The sequence below is a fragment of the Clostridium coskatii genome (genome assembly GCF_001675205.1).
Classification (GTDB): domain Bacteria; phylum Bacillota; class Clostridia; order Clostridiales; family Clostridiaceae; genus Clostridium_B; species Clostridium_B ljungdahlii.
Window position 1 is genome coordinate 33,508 of sequence record NZ_LROR01000059.1, and the last position, 20,579, is coordinate 54,086.

A 20,579-nucleotide genomic window follows, 5' to 3' on the forward strand; every position below is an offset into this window, starting at 1 on the left:
AAAGCTAGAGATTAATCAAATAATGAAAATCTTTTAACTTTTCATAGGTATTGGAGGAAAAGAGTATGCAGAGCGAAAGACAAAAACATATAAGAAATTTTTCTATAGTTGCTCATATAGACCATGGTAAATCTACACTTGCAGATAGATTAATTGAAAAGACAGGAACTCTTACTGAGAGGGAAATGGACTCCCAGGTACTTGATAATATGGAGTTGGAAAAAGAAAGAGGAATAACTATAAAGTCTCAGGCTGTTAGACTTATATATAAAAGACCTTCAGGAGAAGAATATATACTAAATCTTATAGATACGCCAGGACATGTGGATTTTAACTATGAGGTTTCAAGAAGCTTGGCAGCCTGTGAAGGTGCTATTTTAGTTGTGGATGCAACTCAGGGCATACAAGCACAAACCCTTGCAAATTGTTATTTGGCACTGGATCATGATTTAGAGATTGTTCCTGTAATAAATAAAATAGATTTGCCAAGTGCAAGGCCTGAAGAGGTAAAAAATGAGATAGAAGATGTTATAGGAATAGAAGCATCTGATGCACCAACAGTTTCTGCAAAAACTGGACTAAATATAGAACAGGTTTTAGAGGCAATAGTAAGCAAAGTGCCAGCTCCTGAGGGAGATGAAAATGCACCTTTAAAAGCTCTTATATTTGATTCAAATTACGATAGCTATAGAGGAGTAGTTTGTCATATAAGAGTAATGGAAGGTGTAATAAAGCCTGGGATGAAGATAAAACTTATGGTTACAGGAAAAGTGTATGAGGTTACGGAAACAGGAATTTTTGTTCCTAATTTTATGCCAAGAGACGAACTTAAAGCAGGAGATGTAGGATACTTTACCGCATCTATTAAAAATGTAAGAGATGCACGTGTAGGGGATACTGTAACCGAAGCTTCTAGAGAAGCCAAAGAACCCTTGAAGGGATACAGACCTGTTGTTTCAATGGTATATAGTGGTATATATCCTGTAGATGGAGCAAAGTATGGCGAGCTTAAAGATGCACTAGAAAAGCTTCAGGTAAATGATGCAGCTTTGTGCTTTGAACCAGAAACTTCTATAGCATTGGGGTTTGGATTTAGATGTGGATTTTTAGGACTTTTGCATATGGACGTTATACAGGAGAGGGTAGAAAGAGAATTTAACCTTGACATAATAACTACAGCTCCTTCTGTTATATATAAGATTGGAAAAACAGATGGTACTGTAATAGAACTTACTAATCCAACAAATATGCCCGAGGTTTCGGAGATAAAGTATATGGAGGAACCTATAGTAAAGGCATCAATAATAACGCCTTCTGAATATGTGGGAGCAGTTATGGAACTTTCACAAAACCGAAGGGGAACTTTTAAAGATATGCAGTATATAGAAACTACCAGAGTTTCTTTAAATTATGAAATTCCACTAAATGAAATAATATATGACTTTTTTGATGTATTAAAATCTAGAACAAGAGGTTATGCTTCACTTGACTATGAATTAAAAGGATATAAAGCTGCTGAATTAGTAAAGCTTGACATACTTTTAAATGGAGAAGTGGTAGATGCACTGTCCATGATAGTTCCAGAAGAGAGAGCTTATGAAAGAGGAAGAGGTATAGCAGAAAGATTAAAGGAAATAATTCCAAGGCAGCTTTTTGAAATACCAATACAGGCAGCGATAGGTGGAAAAATTATAGCAAGGGAAACAGTTAAGGCTATGAGAAAAGATGTACTTGCAAAATGTTATGGAGGAGATATATCAAGAAAGAAAAAACTCCTTGAAAAACAAAAAGAAGGAAAGAAGAGAATGAGGCAGGTTGGCTCCGTAGAAATCCCTCAGGAAGCATTCATGGCCATACTTAAAACTGAGGATTAGTATATAACAGGAAATTTGTTAAGAGAGTAGGAGTTTGGAAGTGGTTTTATGCAAGGTAAAAATATAGATGTTAAAAAGGCTGTGGCTCTATATATACACATACCCTTCTGTAAAAAAAAGTGCCTTTATTGTGATTTCCCATCTTATAGTGGAAAAGAAAAACTTATGGTAAGTTATACAAAAGCACTAGCTAGAGATATAGAATCTATAGGAGATAGAAAAATAAGAACTATATTTATAGGTGGGGGGACTCCCACCTATTTATCATTAGAATCTTGGAATAACATATATGAGGCATTAAAGAAAATAAATACAGAAGATAATTTAGAATTTACAGTAGAAGGTAATCCGGGTACATTTACAGAAGACAAATTCAAAGTTTTAAGGAAGATGGGAGTAAATAGACTCAGTATAGGTCTTCAGGCTTGGCAGAATTCTATACTTAAATGTATAGGTAGAATTCATACTTTAGAAGATTTTTTAAAGACATATGATATGGCAAGAAAATTTGGATTTTCAAATATAAACATAGATCTTATGTTTGGACTTCCAGGTCAGACAATAAAAGATTGGAAAGAATCACTGCAAAATGTAGTTAAGTTGAATCCAGAACATATATCTTGTTATAGTCTTATAGTGGAAAAAGGTACTCCATTTTACAATGCACATCAGTCAAAAAGCTTGAATTTGCCTGGAGAAGAAGAAGAAAGACAGATGTATTATTTTACACTTGATTTTTTGTCTAAAATGGGATATGAACAATATGAAATATCCAATTTTTCAAAAAAAGATAGAAAATGCAAGCATAATTTTATTTATTGGAACATGGAGGAGTATATAGGTTGCGGGGCAGGTGCCCATTCTTATGTAGATGGGTACAGGTATAGAAATACCAAAAATATAGAAGAATATATTTTACAGGGAAATTTAAACCAGTTTTTAAGATTAGATAAACATAAAAATTCTATCTGGGACAGTATGGAGGAATTTGTGTTTATGGGTCTTAGAAAAATAGATGGAATTTCTACAGAAGATTTCTATAGAAGATTTAACAAGGATATTTATTTTGTATATGGGGATGTAATTGAAAAGTACATAAAGATGGGTATTTTAATAAAAGAGGGACATATGCTGTACTTAAGCAAAAGAGGAATAGAAGTATCTAACAGTGTAATGTGTGATTTTATATTAACATAATTTCAAGTGAGTTAGATATCTTAAGCAAATGTGAGAAACCTTAATTAATTCTATTTTAAATTATAAAAAACATATTATTTACCTTAATAATATAGTTATATAGTATTGACAAAAAAAATTATGAGTGATATTTTTTAATCATAGCAATTAGCACTCAACAACAATGAGTGCTAATAAAGAGGAGATATTATGGAAATGGATGAAAGAAAAATAAAAATACTTCAGGCAATAGTAAATGATTATATAAACACTGCGGAGCCTGTTGGATCCAGAACCATAGCTAAAAAATACAATTTAGGTGTAAGTTCAGCTACTATAAGAAATGAAATGGCGGATCTGGAGGAAATGGGTTATTTAGAACAACTTCACAGTTCTTCAGGAAGGATACCTTCCAATAATGGATACAGGTTGTATGTTGACAAATTGATGCATATACCAAATTTGAGCCAAGAAGAAATGTATATAATAAAATCACAGATTATAGATGCAGCTTTATTTGAGGTTGATAAAATATTAAAGCAGGCTGTTTGTCTTTTATCGGAGCTTACCAAACTTACTTCTATAGTTAGAGCACCTTCAGTTAAAAGAGGTTATATAAAGCATATACAGTTAATAAATATTGAATCAAGCACCAATATATTATTAGTACTTATAATTGATAGTGGTATTATAAAGAACAATTTGATAAAGGTAGGAAAAACTATTTCAGATGATATTCTTGTTAAATTAAGTAATATGCTAAACGTCAGATTAAAGAATTTAAGTGCTGAACAAATAAATTTAGAAGTTATAAATAATTTAAAAAATGATTTTCAAGGATATGAAGATATATTCAATAATATAATTTCTGCATTGTATGATAGTTTAAATAGTGTAGATAATTCAAATATATATACTCAAGGGGCTACAAATATTTTTAATTATCCGGAATATAAGGATATAGAAAAGGCAAGAGAATTTTTATCTATGATGGATAATAAAGATAAAGTTAGTAGCTTACTGAACAGTAATTCAAATATTTCAGTAAAAATTGGTAAGGAAAATTATACAGAAGGTGCAGAAGATTGCAGCGTTGTATCTGCTGTTTATAGTTTGAATGAAAGACCTATAGGTGAAATTGGAGTCATAGGACCTACAAGGATACCTTATTCTAAAGTCATATCAATACTTGCAAATGTAGTAAAGGAAATGAATTATATTTTAAGTAATGCCTATTCTGATGAAAAATAGAATGAATTTTGTAAAATAGGTATAAATGTTAGATTGGAGGAAGTATCTAAATGTTAAAGGATAAAGGTGATAATGAAAAAGACCTTAATGAAGAATGTGAAAATGATTCAGAAAATGAAAAAAAAGATAAAGATAATGAAAGTGTAAATGAAAGCACAGAGGATAATTCAGAAGAAGAAGTAGAAGAAACAGAAGATGAAGAAGATAAAGAGATAAGTTTGCTAGGAGAATTAAAAAAAGAAAATTCAAAATTAAAAGATGAAAATAAAAAGGCCATAAATGAATTGGATTCTATTAAAGATAGACTTGCAAGGGTTATGGCAGAGTATGACAACTTTAGAAAAAGAACTGTTAAAGAGAAGGACAATATTTATTCCGATGCTTGTAAGGATATATTAAAAGAAGTTTTACCAGTGTTAGATAACCTGGAAAGGGCAGTAAATGTAGAAGGAAATGCAGAAGATTTGAAAAAGGGTATAGAGATGACAATGAAACAATTTAATAATGCCCTTTCAAAATTAAATGTAGAGGAAATTCCTTGCGAAGGAGAATTTGATCCAAATCTACATAATGCAGTTATGCATATAGAAGATGATAAATATGATAAAAATTCTATAGTAGAAGTTTTGCAAAAAGGATACAAAAGAGAAGACAAAATAATCAGATACAGCATGGTTAAAGTAGCAAATTAAGTTTAAAACATACAAATTAAATTTGTTTGAATTAAATATATGTAAGATAATTTTAACGCAGTTAAATTTAGGAGGTAAGTTAATATGTCAAAAATAATAGGTATTGATTTAGGAACAACTAATTCATGTGTTGCAGTTATGGAAGGTGGAGATCCTGCAGTTATAGCAAATTCAGAAGGAGCAAGAACAACTCCATCAGTAGTATCATTCCAGGCAAATGGAGAAAGATTGGTAGGTCAAGTTGCCAAAAGACAGGCAATAACAAATCCTGATAAGACAATAATGTCAATAAAAAGGCAAATGGGAACAGACCATAAAGTAAATATAGATGGAAAAGATTATACACCACAGGAGATATCTGCAATGATACTCCAAAAAATAAAAGCAGATGCTGAAGCTTATTTAGGAGAAACTGTAACTGAAGCAGTTATAACAGTACCAGCATATTTTAACGATAGTCAGAGACAGGCAACTAAAGATGCAGGTAAGATTGCAGGATTAAATGTACGTAGAATAATAAATGAACCAACAGCTGCATCACTTGCTTATGGACTTGATAAAACTGATACAAGTCAAAAGATATTTGTATATGACTTAGGTGGAGGTACTTTTGATGTATCCATACTAGAACTTGGAGATGGAGTATTTGAAGTTAAAGCTACAAATGGTGATACTCATCTAGGTGGAGATGACTTTGACCAGAAAGTTATGGACTATATAGCAGAAGATTTCAAAGCTAAGAATGGTATAGATTTAAGAAATGACAAAATGGCACTTCAAAGATTGAAGGAAGCAGCTGAAAAAGCAAAAATTGAACTTTCAGCATCTACTCAAACAAATATAAACTTACCATTTATTACAGCAGATGCAACTGGTCCAAAACATATAGATATGAATTTGACAAGAGCAAAATTTAATGAGTTGACTCAAGATCTAGTTGAAAGAACAATTGAACCTATGAGAAAAGCATTAAATGATGCAGGACTTACAATAAATGATATAAATAAGATCATATTAGTTGGTGGTTCTACAAGAATACCAGCTGTTCAGGAAGCAGTTAAGAATTTTACTGGTAAAGATCCATCAAAGGGAGTTAACCCTGATGAATGTGTAGCTGTAGGGGCTGCAATTCAGGCCGGAGTTTTAACTGGAGATGTAAAAGACGTATTACTCCTTGATGTTACACCTCTTACACTTGGAATTGAAACTTTAGGAGGAGTTGCCACTCCACTTATTGATAGAAATACTACAGTACCAACTAAGAAGAGTCAGGTATTTTCAACTGCAGCAGATGGCCAGACTTCAGTTGAAATTCATGTAGTTCAAGGTGAAAGAAAGATGGCTGCTGATAATAAAACTCTTGGAAGATTTACACTTTCAGGAATAGCTCCAGCTCCAAGGGGAATTCCTCAAATTGAAGTTACATTTGACATAGATGCCAACGGTATAGTAAATGTATCTGCTAAAGATAAAGGAACAGGAAAAGAAGCTAATATAACAATTACAGCTTCAACTAATTTAAGCGATGATGAAATAAACAAGGCAGTAGATGAAGCTAAAAAGTTTGAAGAACAGGATAAAAAGAGAAAAGAATCCATAGACATAAAAAATAATGCAGATCAATCTGTATATCAGACAGAAAAGACATTAAAGGACTTAGGAGATAAAGTATCAGCTGAAGATAAGAAAACTGTAGAGGAAAAAATTGAAGCTTTAAAGAAGATAAAAGATGGAGAAGATTTAGAGGCAATAAAGAAAGCTACTGAAGATTTAACTCAAACTTTCTATGGAATTACATCTAAAATATATAGTCAGAATGCTCAAGCAGGACAAAATCCAGGAGCAGATCCAAATATGGGAGCAGGACAAAATCCAGGGGCAGGAGCAGGTTCTCAAGGTGCATCAGAAAAAAAAGATGATAATGTAGTTGATGCGGATTACAAAGTAGATGATGATAAATAATATTTCCTCTTCACGATTATATAATAAGTGTGTATAATGGTAATAGTTAAGGGATGAGTTTTTATACTCTTCCCTTAATTTAAGTAGAGAACCCAAATCTCCGATTTGGCGTGAATCACTTACTCATTTGACCGAAGGGAAAAGGAGTTACAGAAATTAGAACTTAAATTTTAGTTTAATGAAAATATTTTAGGTGGTGAAAAGTAAAAAATGGCACAGAAGGACTATTATGAAGTACTTGGACTTGAAAAAGGTGCAAGTGATGGAGATATAAAAAAAGCATTTAGAAAATTAGCATTGAAATACCACCCAGATAGGAACCCCAATGATAAAAAAGCTGAAGAAAAATTTAAGGAAATAAATGAAGCCTATCAAGTACTCTCAGATCCTCAGAAAAAGGCACAATATGATCAGTTTGGAACAACTGACTTCAATGGCGGCGGTGATGCAGGCTTTGGAGGCTTTGGAGGTTTTGATTTTTCAGACATGGGAGGCTTTGGAGATATATTCGATTCTTTCTTTGGTGGTGGAGGCGGATTTGGCTCTAGCAGCAGAAGAAGAAATGCACCACAAAAAGGAGCAGATCTTGAATATACTCTAAATTTAACTTTTGAAGAAGCTGTTTTTGGAGTGGAAAAGGAAATAAATATAGCTAGAAATGAAAAATGTGAGGCTTGTGGTGGAACAGGAGCTAAAAAAGGAACACATCCCCATACTTGTGATAAATGCGGTGGAACAGGACAGATGAGAACTCAGAGGAATACGCCTCTTGGAAGCTTTGTAAGTATGAGCACTTGTGATAAATGTGGTGGAAGAGGAACTATAATAAAAGATCCTTGTCCAGAATGCAGAGGAAAAGGTGCAGTAAGAAAACATAGAAAGATAAAAGTGAAGGTTCCAGCAGGAGTAGATAATGGAAATATAATTCCATTAAGGGGACAAGGAGAAAGTGGCAAGAACGGTGGACAGTCAGGAGATCTTTATGTAAATATAAGGGTTTCACCTCATTCTAAGTTTAAGAGAAAGGGATTTGATATATATACAGATACACATATAAGCTTTGGTAAAGCTTCCCTTGGAACTAGTTTAAAAGTTGCAACTATAGATGGGGATGTAAAGTATGATGTACCATCAGGAACTCAATCAGGAACTGTGTTTAGACTTAAAGGCAAGGGTGTCCCTAGGGTTAATGGTCATGGTAGAGGTGACCAATATGTAAATGTAATTGTTGATGTACCTAAGGATTTAAATGAAAAGCAGAGAGAAGCCATTGTAATGCTTATGGAGGCGAGTGGAGAAATACCTGCAGGAGAAAGTGGAAAAAAGTCTATCTTTGATAAACTTAAACATCACCACTAATATAATTAATAGTTAAGAATTAATAGTTAATAGTTATTAAGTCAATTTTCGCACATAAGAAATTGACTTAATATAAAAATATTGCGAAGCAAAGCTTTTTAAAATAACAAAGTTCAAATAACAAAGAACAGATAAAGATGATTTCCCTCGTGTCTCAGGAAACCTATAATTTTAATATTTTCTGACGTTAGAAAGAAAATTGTCTTTATTGATATTTGAACTTTGAACTTTGAACTTTAGGAAAATTGTTTCGCAATATTTTTAAACTGTGAAAGTTGAATTATTAATCTAAAATATATCTGCGTATAAGTTAAAATTTTGTATAGGAGGAAACCTATGGACAAAGAATGGATAGAAGTCTCAATTACTACTAGCAGTGAGGCAGTAGAGGCAGTTTCAGGAATACTTTACAATACTGAAGTTAAAGGTGTATCTATAGAAGATTCTCAGGATGTAGAATTTAAGAAAAAGCATCCAGAAGATTGGGATTATTTTGATGAGAGCTTGCTTAAAATAAAAGATGGAACGGCAGTAGTAAAAGGATATTATAAGCAGGATAAGAACTTAAATGGATATTTGAAATACATAAAAGATAGTATAAATAACTTAGAAAGTTTTGGTATAGATAAAGGAAAAGGTTTAATTACGGTATCTAAAGTAAATGAAGAAGACTGGGAGAATAAGTGGAAAGAATATTATAAGCCTTATAAAGTTGGAAAACATATAGTAGTAAAACCAATATGGGAGAATTATGAAGCAGAAAAAGATGATATAATAGTAGAACTTGATCCAGGTATGGCTTTTGGTACTGGTACTCATGAAACTACAAAAATGTGCATAAAGGCATTAGAAAAATATATTAAACCTGAATATACTGTATTTGACATAGGAACTGGTTCAGGTATACTAGCAATAACTTCTTCAAAACTTGGAGCAAAAGAAGTTACAGGAGTGGATTTGGATCCTGTAGCTGTAAAATCTGCGTCAACAAATGTTGGATATAATCATATTAAAAATGTGAATATACTTCACGGAGATCTTATGGATGTAGTTAAAGGCAAGGCGAATATTGTAGTTGCCAATATAATTGCAGATGTTATAATTTTTTTAGCTGATGGAGTTAAGGATTTTATGCTTCCAGGAGGAGTTTTTATATGCTCCGGTATAATATTAGAAAGAAAAGAAGAAGTAGTTGATAAATTAAATAAAACAGGATTTAAAATAGAAGAAATAAATGAAGATGGAGAATGGGTGTGCATAGTAGCATCAGTGAAATAGGTGGTATGTTATGAATAAATTTTTTGTGCCTCAGGAAGACATAAATTTTAATACAGCCTATATTAGGGGCGAAGATGTAAAACATATACGAAAAGTACTTAGACTTAAATGTGGAGACAAGATAAACATAAATAACTGTAATGGAAAAGAATTTTTAGGTGCTATAGAGAAAATAGATAAAGATGAAGTTGTGGTAAACATTATAGAAGAACTTACGCTATATAATGAAAGCAAGATTAAAATTTATCTTTTTCAAGGGTTACCTAAGTCTGGTAAAATGGATTTGATAGTACAGAAGGCTGTTGAACTTGGAGTTTATGAAATTACACCTGTTGTTACAAGTAGGGTTGTTGTAAAAAATGATTCAGGAGAATTTAAAAAGGTAGATAGATGGAATAAAATTGCTAAGGAAGCTTGTAAGCAGTGTAAGAGAAGCATAATTCCTAAGGTTAATGTTCCAATTAGTTTCAAAGAACTTTTGAGTGAAGGGGAATATATGGATGTTATAGTAGTTCCCTATGAAAATGAAAGTAATACAGGTATAAAAAAAATAGTAAATTCTATAAAAGATAAAAGTAATCTAGAGAAAATAGCTATTGTGATAGGACCTGAAGGTGGATTTGAAGAACAAGAAATAGATGAACTTAAAAATATAAACTCTCATATAGCTACATTAGGCCCAAGAATACTTAGAACTGAAACGGCAGGTTTTGTATGCATATCGCTTATCATGTATGAATTAGGAGATTTAGGAGGTCTTTACTAGGTGAATTCAATTAATGAAAAAAAATTTGATTTAACCCTTGATAACAAAGAATTCTTTAATGCTTATGGAAGAAATAAAAAGGTAGGTATGTCTACTTTAGGATGTAGGGTAAATCAGTATGAAACTGAAGCTATGGCTGAAAAATTTATACAAGAGGGATATGATATTGTAGACTTTGAAGATTATGCAGATGTGTATGTGGTGAATACTTGTACTGTAACCAATATGGGAGATAAAAAATCTAGACAGATGATACATAGGGCTAGGAAAAAAAATAGTAATGCTGTAATTGCTGTAGTAGGGTGTTATTCCCAAATTGCACCAGACAAGGTATCAGAAATAGAAGGGGTAGATGTAGTCCTAGGAACTAGAAATAAAGGAGACGTAGTATATTGGGTAAGTAGGGTCTCTTATGAAGGGAAAAAAATAGTCAAAGTAAATGAAGTATTGAAAAATAAAACATTTGAAGACTTGAAGATAGACGAATACCAAAAGAGAACGAGAGCTTTTTTAAAAATTCAAGATGGATGTAATAGATTTTGTTCTTATTGTGCAATACCTTTTGCTAGGGGCGCTGTGTGCAGTAAATCTCCAGACAAAATAATTGAGGAAGTAGAGAAATTATCTCGTAATAATTTTAAAGAGATTATACTTTCAGGTATACATATTGCATCTTATGGTACAGATATAGACGGAGACTGGAATCTTTTGAGAATATTACAGGAGATAGATAAAGTAAAAGGCATCGATAGAGTTAGAATTGGATCTATAGACCCTCAATTTTTTACAGAAGGTGTTATAGAGAAAATGTCAAAGTTAGAAAAGTTATGTCCTCATTTTCATCTTTCACTTCAAAGTGGATGCGATGAAACCTTAAAGAGAATGAACAGGAGATATACCACTTCAGAATATGAAAAAATAGTATATGAGATAAGAAATGCCATAGAAAATGCATCTATAACTACAGATATCATAGTTGGGTTCCCTGGAGAAACAGAAGAAGAATTTAATAAAACTTATGATTTTTTAAATAGAATAGCTCTTTCCAAGATGCATGTATTTAAATACAGCAGGAGAAGTGGGACTAAAGCTGCAGATATGCCCGGACAGGTAGATGGTAAAACTAAGGATGAAAGAAGTAGCAAAGTATTGGAGTTAGATAAAAAATTAGAAAAGAAGTTTATGAATAAATTTTTAGGATATAATATGGATGTACTCTATGAACAAGAAATTGACAATGATGGAACATATTTCGAAGGCTATACTCCAAATTATATAAAGGTAATAACAAAGTGCGAAAAAGCTTTAAATTTGGAAGGAAAAATCTTGTGTACGCAACTTGAAGGTACAAAAGATGGATATATAGAAGGAAAGTTGAAAAAATTTATTTGACTTTAGCAGGATTTTATTATTAATTATTGAATATTATACTGTTAAGGGAGGTGAAATTTATGGAAGAATGTATTTTTTGCAAAATAATAAAGGGTGAAATTCCATCTGAGAAAATATATGAAGATGATATGGTACTAAGTTTTAAAGATATAGAACCAGCTGCACCAGTGCATGTACTTATAATACCTAAAAAACATATAGGCAGTATAAATGATCTTACCGAAGATGATTCTAAAATAATTGCTCATATATATTTAGTTGCAAAACAGATTGCAGCTAAACTTGGTATAGATGAAAAAGGATATAGAATTGTAACTAACTGTGGAGAAGAGGCAGGACAGACAGTACATCATGTTCATTTTCATTTACTAGGTGGTAGATCGTTTGCATGGCCTCCGGGCTAAAATTATAGGACAATTTAAGAGTTATGAAATTGTTGACAGTATCGAAAGGTTTATTGTATAATGGCTATGTGCTATTTGACCCATGTTAACTGTATTTGATTTTTTAAATTGAATTGAGCTAGCGGAGGGAGGGAGATAATATGTCAGAAATAAAAGTTGGAGAAAATGAAACTATAGAAAGTGCATTGAGAAGATTTAAGAGAAAATGTGCTAGAGCTGGTGTTCTTTCAGAAGTTAGAAAAAGAGAACACTATGAAAAGCCAAGTGTAAAGAGAAAGAAAAAATCAGAAGCTGCAAGAAAGAGAAAATTTAAATAGAATTCTTTGAAAGAGGGTATTAACTGGTAATGTCTCTTAAAGAAAGATTGCAAGAAGACTGGAAGAATGCTTTAAAATCTGGAGACAAATTTAAAGCAAACACTATAAGTATGGCTAAAGCGGCTGTCTTGTTGGTAGAAAAAACTGATGGAAAAAAACTTGACGATGAGAAAATTATAGATATAATAGCAAAAGAAGTCAAAGAGAGGCGTGAATCTATACTTGAATTTGAAAAAGGGAAAAGGCAGGATCTAGTTGAAAAAGCAAAATCTGAAATAGATATCTTGTTGGAATACCTTCCTCAGCAGTTAAGTAAAGAGGAAATTTCCGAAATTATTCGGAATGCAGTTAATGAAGTGGGTGCAGAAAGTATTAAAGATATGAAAAAGGTTATGGCAATTGTTATGCCTAAAACTAGAGGCAGAGCAGATGGCAAACTTGTAAGTCAAATAGTAAAAGAACATTTAAATTAAATGAGTAAAAGGTTGAGATTGTATCTCAACCTTTTTTTACTTCCGGTACGCTTTAAAGATTGTAATTACAGATGCCTAATCAATGAAGCTTACTTAGTGGGAGTGTTACAGTAGGTAACCATCAGATAAATTTAGGAACTTTATGTAATTTATTATATACATATCTCATAAATTATTAGGAGTAAGCTAATATATTTAAGTGAATATATATAAATTCTTAGAGGTGATACTATGGGAGACAAGATATACAATGCAAAACGGAATATTGCAGATAAACTGGAATTGCCCGGAGATATAATTTTAAATATGCCCCAAATCAAAATTACAGGAGATAATGAAATAATAATTGAAAATCATAGAGGTATTATAGCGTTTGATGAAAGTCAAATAAAAGTTAATTCAGGTATAGGATTGATATCCATATATGGAAGTAGATTTGAAGTGCTTTTTATGGGAGGAAGCACTATAACTATAGGAGGAAGATTTACATCTATAGTCTATGAAGGAAACAAGTAAATTTAGTTTTAAAAACTATAGAAGCGGAATAATTTTATTGGAAATACAATCCCTTATACCTGAAAAATTTATTAACGTTATGTGGAAAAATAATATCTACATAAAAAATATTAAAAAGAAAAGTATTACAACTATGACTATGGAGATAAATTTAAGAGATTATGATAAGATAGAGGATATAGCAAGAAGAACTGGAACTAGAATAAAGATAATAAATAGAAGAGGTCCTATATTTTTTATAATTAAGCTTAAGAGAAAAATAACTTTAGTATTCGGAATAATTTTATTTATAGGAACAATATATTATTTATCTACTTTTATATGGAGTGTAAAAATAAATTCTGAAGAAGGATTGCCGCCTTATATAATAAGACAGCAGCTTAAATCTTATGGCATAAAGCCAGGTATTAACAAAGATAAAATAAATGTATATAAAATAGAAAAAGATTTAGTAAAGGATAATGACAATATAATGTGGGCAAAGGTGAGAATACAGGGTTCTGAATTAAATGTAAGTGTAGTTCAGAGAAAATCACCTCCTAATATAGTGGAAGAAAACACTCCTTGTAATTTAATAGCCAAAAGAGATGGAAAAGTTGTAAGAGCATATACCACTAAAGGAACTGTTGTTGTAAAAGTGGGGGATGATGTAAAAAAGGGACAGCTACTTGTAAAAGGTGAACAAGGATTGGAAGGATCAACTTATAGTGTTCATGCTGCAGGATATATTATATGCACGACTACCTATGAGGCATCTGAAACTGTAAAAGTAAATAATATAAAAAATGAGAGGACAGGTAAGAAAATAGAAAACTATTATATTAATTTCAGGGGAAAGAAACAGTATCTGAAAAAAGATAATAATAAATTTAATAAATATGATAAAATAGAGGAAAGTAAATTCATCTTTGGAAAAGAGACTTATTTTGAAGTTAAACAAGTTACAGTAAAAGGAAATCTTCAAAAAATAGTACAAGACACTGGGCAAAAACTTTACAATAATATATCTTGCAATTTGGATAAATCTATAAAAATTGTAAATAAGGTAATTACTTATGAGGGTCAGGATCCTTGTAAGGTTAAAGTACAAGTTACAGCAGAAGAAAACATAGCCATTCCAGATACAATTACAAATTAAGGGCAAAATATAACTAAAGATTATATAAAGAGATACGTATAAAATGAAGAATAAAGGGTGAGCTTAATTGAAAAAACTATCATTAAAAAAGGTTTTTTTACAAGAAAAAGTTAATAAAATAATTGTTTTTATGATAAGTTTTATATTTATTTATTCGCTACTTGTAACTGGACTAACGACAAAAAAATATAACTTGAAGGAAGGAGATATTGCCAAAGTCGATATAAAAGCACCAAGGGAAGTTAAGGATGAATTATCCACAGAAACGCGCATTCGACAGGCAGAGGATTCTGTACCAATTCAATACAATAAAAAACCTGAAGTGAAAACGGGAGTTATCAGTAAGTTAAATAGTTTTTTTTCTAAAATAGATCAGGTAAATAGTTCACAATTGGAAGAAAAGGATAAAATACAAAAATTAAAAAGTGAAGATAATATAGGATTAGCAGATGATGATTATCAGGATATAATAAAGTTGAATAAAGATGAATTAAAACAACTTCAGGATTTTTTGCAAAAATCTCTCTCAGATATGTATGATAGCAATAATATAAGCGATAACACACAAAGGGATAATAGAGAAGATATAAAAAGAGCCCAGGAAATTATATTGCTGAAAGTGAGTACTTCTAATAGTTTGTCAAAAAATTTAAAGGACATAGCTACTAAAATAGGATATTCTCAAATTTCTCCAAATTTCTTTTATGATAAAGATAAGACAGAAGAACTCAGAAGAGAAGCTGTAAAAAAAGTTTCACCAGTTATAATAAAAAAGGATCAAATTATAGTAAAAGAAGGCGAACCTGTAACAAAATACCAAATAGAAGTGTTAAGAGACTTAGGACTTCTAAATAATAGTTCACATTTTCAATGGCATATTTATATTTCATTAGGTATACTGATTCTTTTAGTATTAGTATTGGAATGGGCATATTTTTCTATATATTGTCCTAAAATATATAATGACTTAAAAATGCTTATAATGGTTAATATATTGAGCTTATTAGCTATATTTATGGCTAGGACCATTGGCATAATTTCTACTTTCTTAATACCACTTACATTTGTACCTATGATAGTATCACTTCTTGTTGGAAAAAAAGTTTCACTAGTAATAAGTACTATTAATTGTGTTTTAATAAGTGTGGCTGTACAATTTAGCCTGGACATAACAGTGCTAGCTGTGGTAAATTCTGTAGTAGGATCTATTATCCTTAAAAAGATGCAGCAGAGAATGGATATATTATTTTCATGTTTATATATGACAGTTATAAATGTTATACTTACTTTTTCAATGGGGTTTTTAATCAGTGATAATATGGCAGATGTAGTTGAAAAGGCAGTATATATTGGAATTTCAACTATAATTTCTGGAATTTTAGTTATAGGTTTTTTACCTCTTTTTGAAGGAGTATTTAATATAGTTACAACTATAAAACTTTTAGAACTATCTAATCCTAATAATCCACTTCTAAAGAGATTGCTTATGGAGGCACCGGGAAGTTATCATCATAGTCTATTAGTTGGAAATTTAGCAGAAGTAGCAGCAGAAGAAGTAGGTGGGAATCCACTTTTGGCTAGGGTAGCAGCTTATTATCATGATATAGGTAAAATAAGAAGACCTTATTTTTTCAAAGAAAACCAGCTGGGAAAAGATAATCCTCATAGCAAGTTAACTCCTAGCTTAAGTGCTTTAATAATAATATCCCATGTTAAAGATGGAATTGAAATGGCTAGGGAGTATAAGCTTCCTAAAATAATAATAGATGCTATACAGCAGCATCATGGCACATCTCTCGTAAAATATTTTTATGTTACTATGAAAAATTCAAGTGAAAAACCAGAGGATGTAAAAGAGGATGATTTTAGATACCCAGGTCCAATACCTGAGACAAAGGAATCGGGTATAATAATGTTAGCAGATGGTGTAGAAGCTGCTGTAAGGTCAATAAATGACCCAACTGAGGATAAAATTGAGGAAATGGTAAATAACATAATTAAAGACAGATTAGATGAAGGTCAGCTTAATAATTGTGAGCTTACTTTAAAAGATATAGGCAAAATAAAAATTGCATTTATAAAAGCTTTACAGGGAATATATCACCATAGAATAGAATACCCGGAGGATAAATTCTCTAAAAAATCTATTAATCAATTAAAAAGTTCTACTTAAAGTAGAACTTTTACATACTAAATTGGGAGGAACGTAAATGATTTTTATAGATAATAGACAAAATAAACTAGAAGTAACACAAGAGTTAGAAGAAAATATAAAAGGTGTAATACAATGTGCTCTAAAAGAAGAGAATGTAAATATTCCATGTGAAATAAGTGTTATTTTTATAGATAATGAAGAGATAAAAAATATAAATAGGGAGAATAGAAACATAGATAAGGTAACTGATGTATTATCTTTTCCAATGTTAGAGTATCCAGAAGGCAGCGTATTTAAACAGGTATATGTAAATCATGAATTTGAAGAAAGCGATATGGATGATGGAAATTTAGTATTAGGTGATATAGCACTTTCTCTTGAAAGAGCAGAGGAACAGGCTCAGGAATTTGGGCATTCATTTTTAAGGGAAGCTTGCTATTTAACAGTACATTCAGTACTTCACCTTTTAGGATATGATCATATGGAAGAAAGTGATAAAAAAATCATGAGGCAGAGGGAAGAGGAAATTTTAAGCGGATTCAAACTATAATAATGTATATAAGTTAAAATTACATAAAATGGGGAATAGAGATGAAGGTTAAAAAGCTATTGGATAGTTTTAACTATGCTATTGAAGGTATAATATATTCTGTAAGAACTCAGAGAAATATGAAAATACATATGATAGCAGCTCTTTTAGTATTAGTTATATGCTTTATTTATGATTTAAGTAAAATGGAGATATTAGCCGTAATAATAACGATAAGTATTGTTATTATTGCGGAACTTTTTAATACTGCTGTAGAATCTGCTATAGATGCTACTATAAACTACTATCATCCACTTGCTAAAATTGCTAAAAATGTGGCTGCTGGTGGAGTGCTAGTTGCTGCTGTAAATGCTGTTGTGGTAGGATATATAATATTTTGGGATAAACTAAAGTATATTAATTTTATAGTCATGAGGAAGGTAAAAAGTACAAATCCTTATGTAATATTTATAATACTTGCAATTGTATTTATAACTACAATAATTATAAAGGCGATTTTTGGTGAAGGAACCCCATTAAAAGGAGGAATGCCAAGTGGTCATAGTGCCATAGCTTTTTCTATAGCTACTACTATAGCATTGATATCAGAACAATTAGCAGTGGTAATATTGAGTTACCTTTTGGCATTTATAGTGGCGCAAAGCAGGGTGGATTCAGATACTCATTCAGTTATAGAAGTAGTTTGTGGAGGAGCATTTGGTGTTTTAATAACTGTATTTCTTTTTAGAGTATTTGGATAAAAGGAGAATTTAAATATTATATTTATATGTTTTTTAGGGGAATAATATGAATTATGTAGACAAGTAATTTTAGAATTTTCATCAGAAATATGGAAAGTATACTATTTAAGATATATGAAAATTTGTATGATAAAAATATGGAAAAAACTTTAGTAGAAACTTTTACAAAAAAGATTTAGAAAATAAGGAGAAAATTTATGTTTAAATCAGGATTTATTACAATAATAGGAAGACCTAATGTGGGAAAATCAACACTTTTGAATAATATAATGGGGGAAAAGTTGTCTATTGTATCTTGTAGGCCGCAGACTACTAGAAACAGTATACAGACTATTCTAACAGAGGATGATTTTCAGTTGGTTTTTGTAGACACACCAGGTATACATAAACCCAAACATAAACTGGGGGACTATATGGTTAAAGCTGCTGAGGATTCCATCAAAGATGTAGATTTGGTGCTTTTTTTAACTACTCCTGAATTAGAGCCAGGCAAAGGGGATTTGTATATTTTAGAAGAACTTAAAAAATGTAATGTACCTGTGTTTTTAGTTTTAAATAAAATAGATGAAAATCCAGAACAGAGAGTAGCAGAAACTTTAAAAAATTATTCAGCTATATTTAATTTTGTGGAGGTAATACCTATATCTGCATTAAAGAAAAAGAATGTGGAAGAATTAATAGATCTTATGGTAAAGTATATGCCTGAAGGACCTAAATATTATCCGGATGATATGATTACGGATAAACAGGAGAAATTTATAGTGTCTGAGATAATTAGGGAAAAGGCACTCAGGCTTCTTTCCAAAGAAGTCCCACATGGAATAGCAGTAGAAATAGACTCAATGAAAAAAGACTCAAAGGGAATTTACAATATAGAAGCTACATTACTCTGTGAAAAAGATTCCCATAAGGGTATAATTATAGGTAAAAATGGTGCCATGTTGAAGAAAATTTCAACTTATGCAAGGAAAGATATTGAAAAATTTTTAGATACTAGGGTCTATTTAAAGGTATGGGTTAAAGTTAAGAAAGAATGGAGAGATAGTGATAGATTGTTAAAAGAATTAGGATATAAATAGTATGGGAATTTATTTTAAAATAAGGACATAATATAATTAGAACTGTAGTGGGGGATGATTTTCTGAACATATTCAAAACTAGAGCTGTCATAATTAAAACTCAAGATATAAAAGAGTCAGATAAATTGGTATGGCTTTTTACTGAAAAATTAGGCAAGATAGCAACTATAGCTAGAGGATCAAAAAGTAGTAAAAACTCTCTATTTTCTACTACACTTCAGTTTTGTTATGGAGATTATGTAGTGTATAAAGGTAAGAACTTGTATGTAATAAATGAAAGTAGTTTAATAGATTCATTTCAGGATTTATTAAATGATTTAAATGATTTAACTTATGCTTCTTATTTTTGTGAACTTACCGATATAGCAATGAATGACGGTGAAACTAGCAGTGAATTATTTAGATATCTGGTTACTTGTTTTTATCTTATAAGAAGTCATGGAGTTGATGTAGAAACTTTAGCCAGAGCATTTGAACTAAAAATTTTACAGATTACAGGATATGGTCTTAATTTTGATCATTGTGCTCTATGTAGAAAAAAAATTACCTCTTTTGATTATTTAAATCTTCAGTATTTAGGTGGAGTTTGCAGTGAATGTGAAAAAGTAAATGGTATACCTATAAAATATGCTACGTCAAGTGCGCTCAAATATTTGTCTAAAATTCCTTTAGAAAATGTATATAAGGTTATATTATCAGAAGATGTAAAAAAAGAACTATATAAAATTTTAACATTAATTATTTCTCAAAACTATTTTAGAAAACCTAAAAGTTTAGATGTTTTAAATTGCCTTCAAAGTTTTGAAAAAAATAAAAATTGAAAAGGAGAGAAAATTATGAGTGAAATAACATTAGAAAAAATTGATATTATAAGAGAGAGAACTGGGGTAACTTACGCCGAAGCAAAGGAAGCTTTAGAAAATTGTGAAGGAAATGTGGTTGATGCACTTATATATATAGAAGAAACTGAAAAATCAACTAAGGATAGTATGTATACTACAAAAGACGAATTTCTTGATTGGTTAAAGGACTTGGTTAGAAAGGGAAATGTAACTAGGATAAAAATAAGAAGAGAGGATAGAACAGTACTTGATATTCCAGTAAATGCAGGTATTGCAGCTACATTAACAGCACTTGTATGGCCTCCACTTATAGCTATAGGCATATTGACTGCTGTGTTTACAAAACTGAGCATAGAGATAATAAAAGATGATGGAAGTGTAGAAGTAGTAGATAAAATAATAAAAAGTGGAGTAAAGAGCACTGTAGATGATGTAAAAGATAAAGTTTTTAATGCAGCATCTTCTGTAAAAGATAAATTTACTAATAAAAACGAAGATGAAGATAAAAACACATACAAGTATACTGTAAAATTTGATGACATTGATGAGGATGAAAAAGGATATGGAGAAAATGAGGAAAAAAGTAGTGATAAGCAATAAATTTTATTATTAAGT

General features: G+C 31.0%; 20 protein-coding genes. All 20 read left to right on the top strand.

What is annotated here, in order from left to right:
* The first annotated feature begins 65 nt into the window (after window positions 1–65).
* The 20 genes from lepA to CLCOS_RS15350 all read left to right on the top strand — a co-directional run bounded on the left by lepA (window position 66) and on the right by CLCOS_RS15350 (window position 20,564).
* The gene (gene lepA / locus CLCOS_RS15255) at window positions 66–1,874 is read left to right on the top strand and encodes a translation elongation factor 4 (RefSeq protein WP_063601566.1); all 1,809 of its coding nucleotides are present in this window, start codon (window positions 66–68) and stop codon (window positions 1,872–1,874) included.
* A gap of 48 nt (window positions 1,875–1,922) precedes the next feature.
* The gene (gene hemW, locus CLCOS_RS15260; protein ID WP_063601565.1) at window positions 1,923–3,071 is read left to right on the top strand and encodes a radical SAM family heme chaperone HemW; all 1,149 of its coding nucleotides are present in this window, start codon (window positions 1,923–1,925) and stop codon (window positions 3,069–3,071) included.
* A gap of 189 nt (window positions 3,072–3,260) precedes the next feature.
* Window positions 3,261–4,301, top strand: a complete 1,041-nt coding sequence (hrcA, locus tag CLCOS_RS15265; RefSeq protein ID WP_013237462.1) for a heat-inducible transcriptional repressor HrcA — start codon at window positions 3,261–3,263, stop codon at window positions 4,299–4,301.
* A 50-nt stretch (window positions 4,302–4,351) separates the two neighbouring features.
* Window positions 4,352–4,993 (top strand): nucleotide exchange factor GrpE, encoded by a 642-nt coding sequence (gene grpE, locus CLCOS_RS15270; RefSeq protein ID WP_063601564.1) that lies wholly within the window; start codon window positions 4,352–4,354, stop codon window positions 4,991–4,993.
* Window positions 4,994–5,077: 84 nt separating this feature from the next.
* Window positions 5,078–6,955: a molecular chaperone DnaK gene (dnaK, locus tag CLCOS_RS15275; RefSeq protein WP_013237464.1), complete on the top strand. Its 1,878-nt coding sequence runs from the start codon at window positions 5,078–5,080 to the stop codon at window positions 6,953–6,955.
* Between the two features lie 210 nt (window positions 6,956–7,165).
* A complete protein-coding gene (dnaJ, locus tag CLCOS_RS15280) occupies window positions 7,166–8,314 on the top strand; it encodes a molecular chaperone DnaJ (RefSeq protein ID WP_063601563.1) in 1,149 nt (382 codons plus the stop codon).
* A gap of 336 nt (window positions 8,315–8,650) precedes the next feature.
* Window positions 8,651–9,592, top strand: coding sequence for a 50S ribosomal protein L11 methyltransferase (gene prmA / locus CLCOS_RS15285; protein ID WP_013237466.1), 942 nt, complete (start codon window positions 8,651–8,653; stop codon window positions 9,590–9,592).
* Window positions 9,593–9,602: 10 nt separating this feature from the next.
* The gene (locus tag CLCOS_RS15290; RefSeq protein WP_013237467.1) at window positions 9,603–10,358 is read left to right on the top strand and encodes a 16S rRNA (uracil(1498)-N(3))-methyltransferase; all 756 of its coding nucleotides are present in this window, start codon (window positions 9,603–9,605) and stop codon (window positions 10,356–10,358) included.
* Between the two features lie 87 nt (window positions 10,359–10,445).
* Entirely contained in the window at window positions 10,446–11,750 is a 1,305-nt protein-coding gene (mtaB, locus tag CLCOS_RS15295; protein ID WP_029702468.1) for a tRNA (N(6)-L-threonylcarbamoyladenosine(37)-C(2))-methylthiotransferase MtaB, read from the top strand.
* A 59-nt stretch (window positions 11,751–11,809) separates the two neighbouring features.
* Window positions 11,810–12,154 carry a histidine triad nucleotide-binding protein gene (locus CLCOS_RS15300; RefSeq protein ID WP_013237469.1) on the top strand — a complete coding sequence of 115 codons (345 nt, stop codon included), beginning with the start codon at window positions 11,810–11,812 and terminating at the stop codon, window positions 12,152–12,154.
* A gap of 140 nt (window positions 12,155–12,294) precedes the next feature.
* Entirely contained in the window at window positions 12,295–12,471 is a 177-nt protein-coding gene (gene rpsU, locus CLCOS_RS15305; protein ID WP_007061146.1) for a 30S ribosomal protein S21, read from the top strand.
* A 29-nt stretch (window positions 12,472–12,500) separates the two neighbouring features.
* Window positions 12,501–12,944 carry a GatB/YqeY domain-containing protein gene (locus CLCOS_RS15310; protein ID WP_013237470.1) on the top strand — a complete coding sequence of 148 codons (444 nt, stop codon included), beginning with the start codon at window positions 12,501–12,503 and terminating at the stop codon, window positions 12,942–12,944.
* Between the two features lie 231 nt (window positions 12,945–13,175).
* Entirely contained in the window at window positions 13,176–13,460 is a 285-nt protein-coding gene (gene yqfC, locus CLCOS_RS15315; RefSeq protein WP_013237471.1) for a sporulation protein YqfC, read from the top strand.
* Complete coding sequence (gene yqfD / locus CLCOS_RS15320; protein ID WP_029170142.1) at window positions 13,444–14,598, top strand: sporulation protein YqfD; 1,155 nt, start codon at window positions 13,444–13,446, stop codon at window positions 14,596–14,598. The genes yqfC and yqfD overlap by 17 nt, the downstream gene beginning before the upstream one ends.
* Before the next feature lie 67 nt (window positions 14,599–14,665).
* Window positions 14,666–16,771 (top strand): HD family phosphohydrolase, encoded by a 2,106-nt coding sequence (locus tag CLCOS_RS15325; protein ID WP_063601562.1) that lies wholly within the window; start codon window positions 14,666–14,668, stop codon window positions 16,769–16,771.
* Window positions 16,772–16,808: 37 nt separating this feature from the next.
* Entirely contained in the window at window positions 16,809–17,303 is a 495-nt protein-coding gene (gene ybeY, locus CLCOS_RS15330; protein ID WP_013237473.1) for an rRNA maturation RNase YbeY, read from the top strand.
* A gap of 41 nt (window positions 17,304–17,344) precedes the next feature.
* The gene (locus CLCOS_RS15335) at window positions 17,345–18,043 is read left to right on the top strand and encodes a diacylglycerol kinase (RefSeq protein ID WP_013237474.1); all 699 of its coding nucleotides are present in this window, start codon (window positions 17,345–17,347) and stop codon (window positions 18,041–18,043) included.
* A 197-nt stretch (window positions 18,044–18,240) separates the two neighbouring features.
* The gene (gene era / locus CLCOS_RS15340; protein WP_013237475.1) at window positions 18,241–19,122 is read left to right on the top strand and encodes a GTPase Era; all 882 of its coding nucleotides are present in this window, start codon (window positions 18,241–18,243) and stop codon (window positions 19,120–19,122) included.
* Between the two features lie 47 nt (window positions 19,123–19,169).
* A complete protein-coding gene (gene recO, locus CLCOS_RS15345; RefSeq protein ID WP_013237476.1) occupies window positions 19,170–19,943 on the top strand; it encodes a DNA repair protein RecO in 774 nt (257 codons plus the stop codon).
* 15 nt (window positions 19,944–19,958) lie between these two features.
* Entirely contained in the window at window positions 19,959–20,564 is a 606-nt protein-coding gene (locus CLCOS_RS15350; protein WP_013237477.1) for a DUF4342 domain-containing protein, read from the top strand.
* Window positions 20,565–20,579 lie beyond the last annotated feature (15 nt).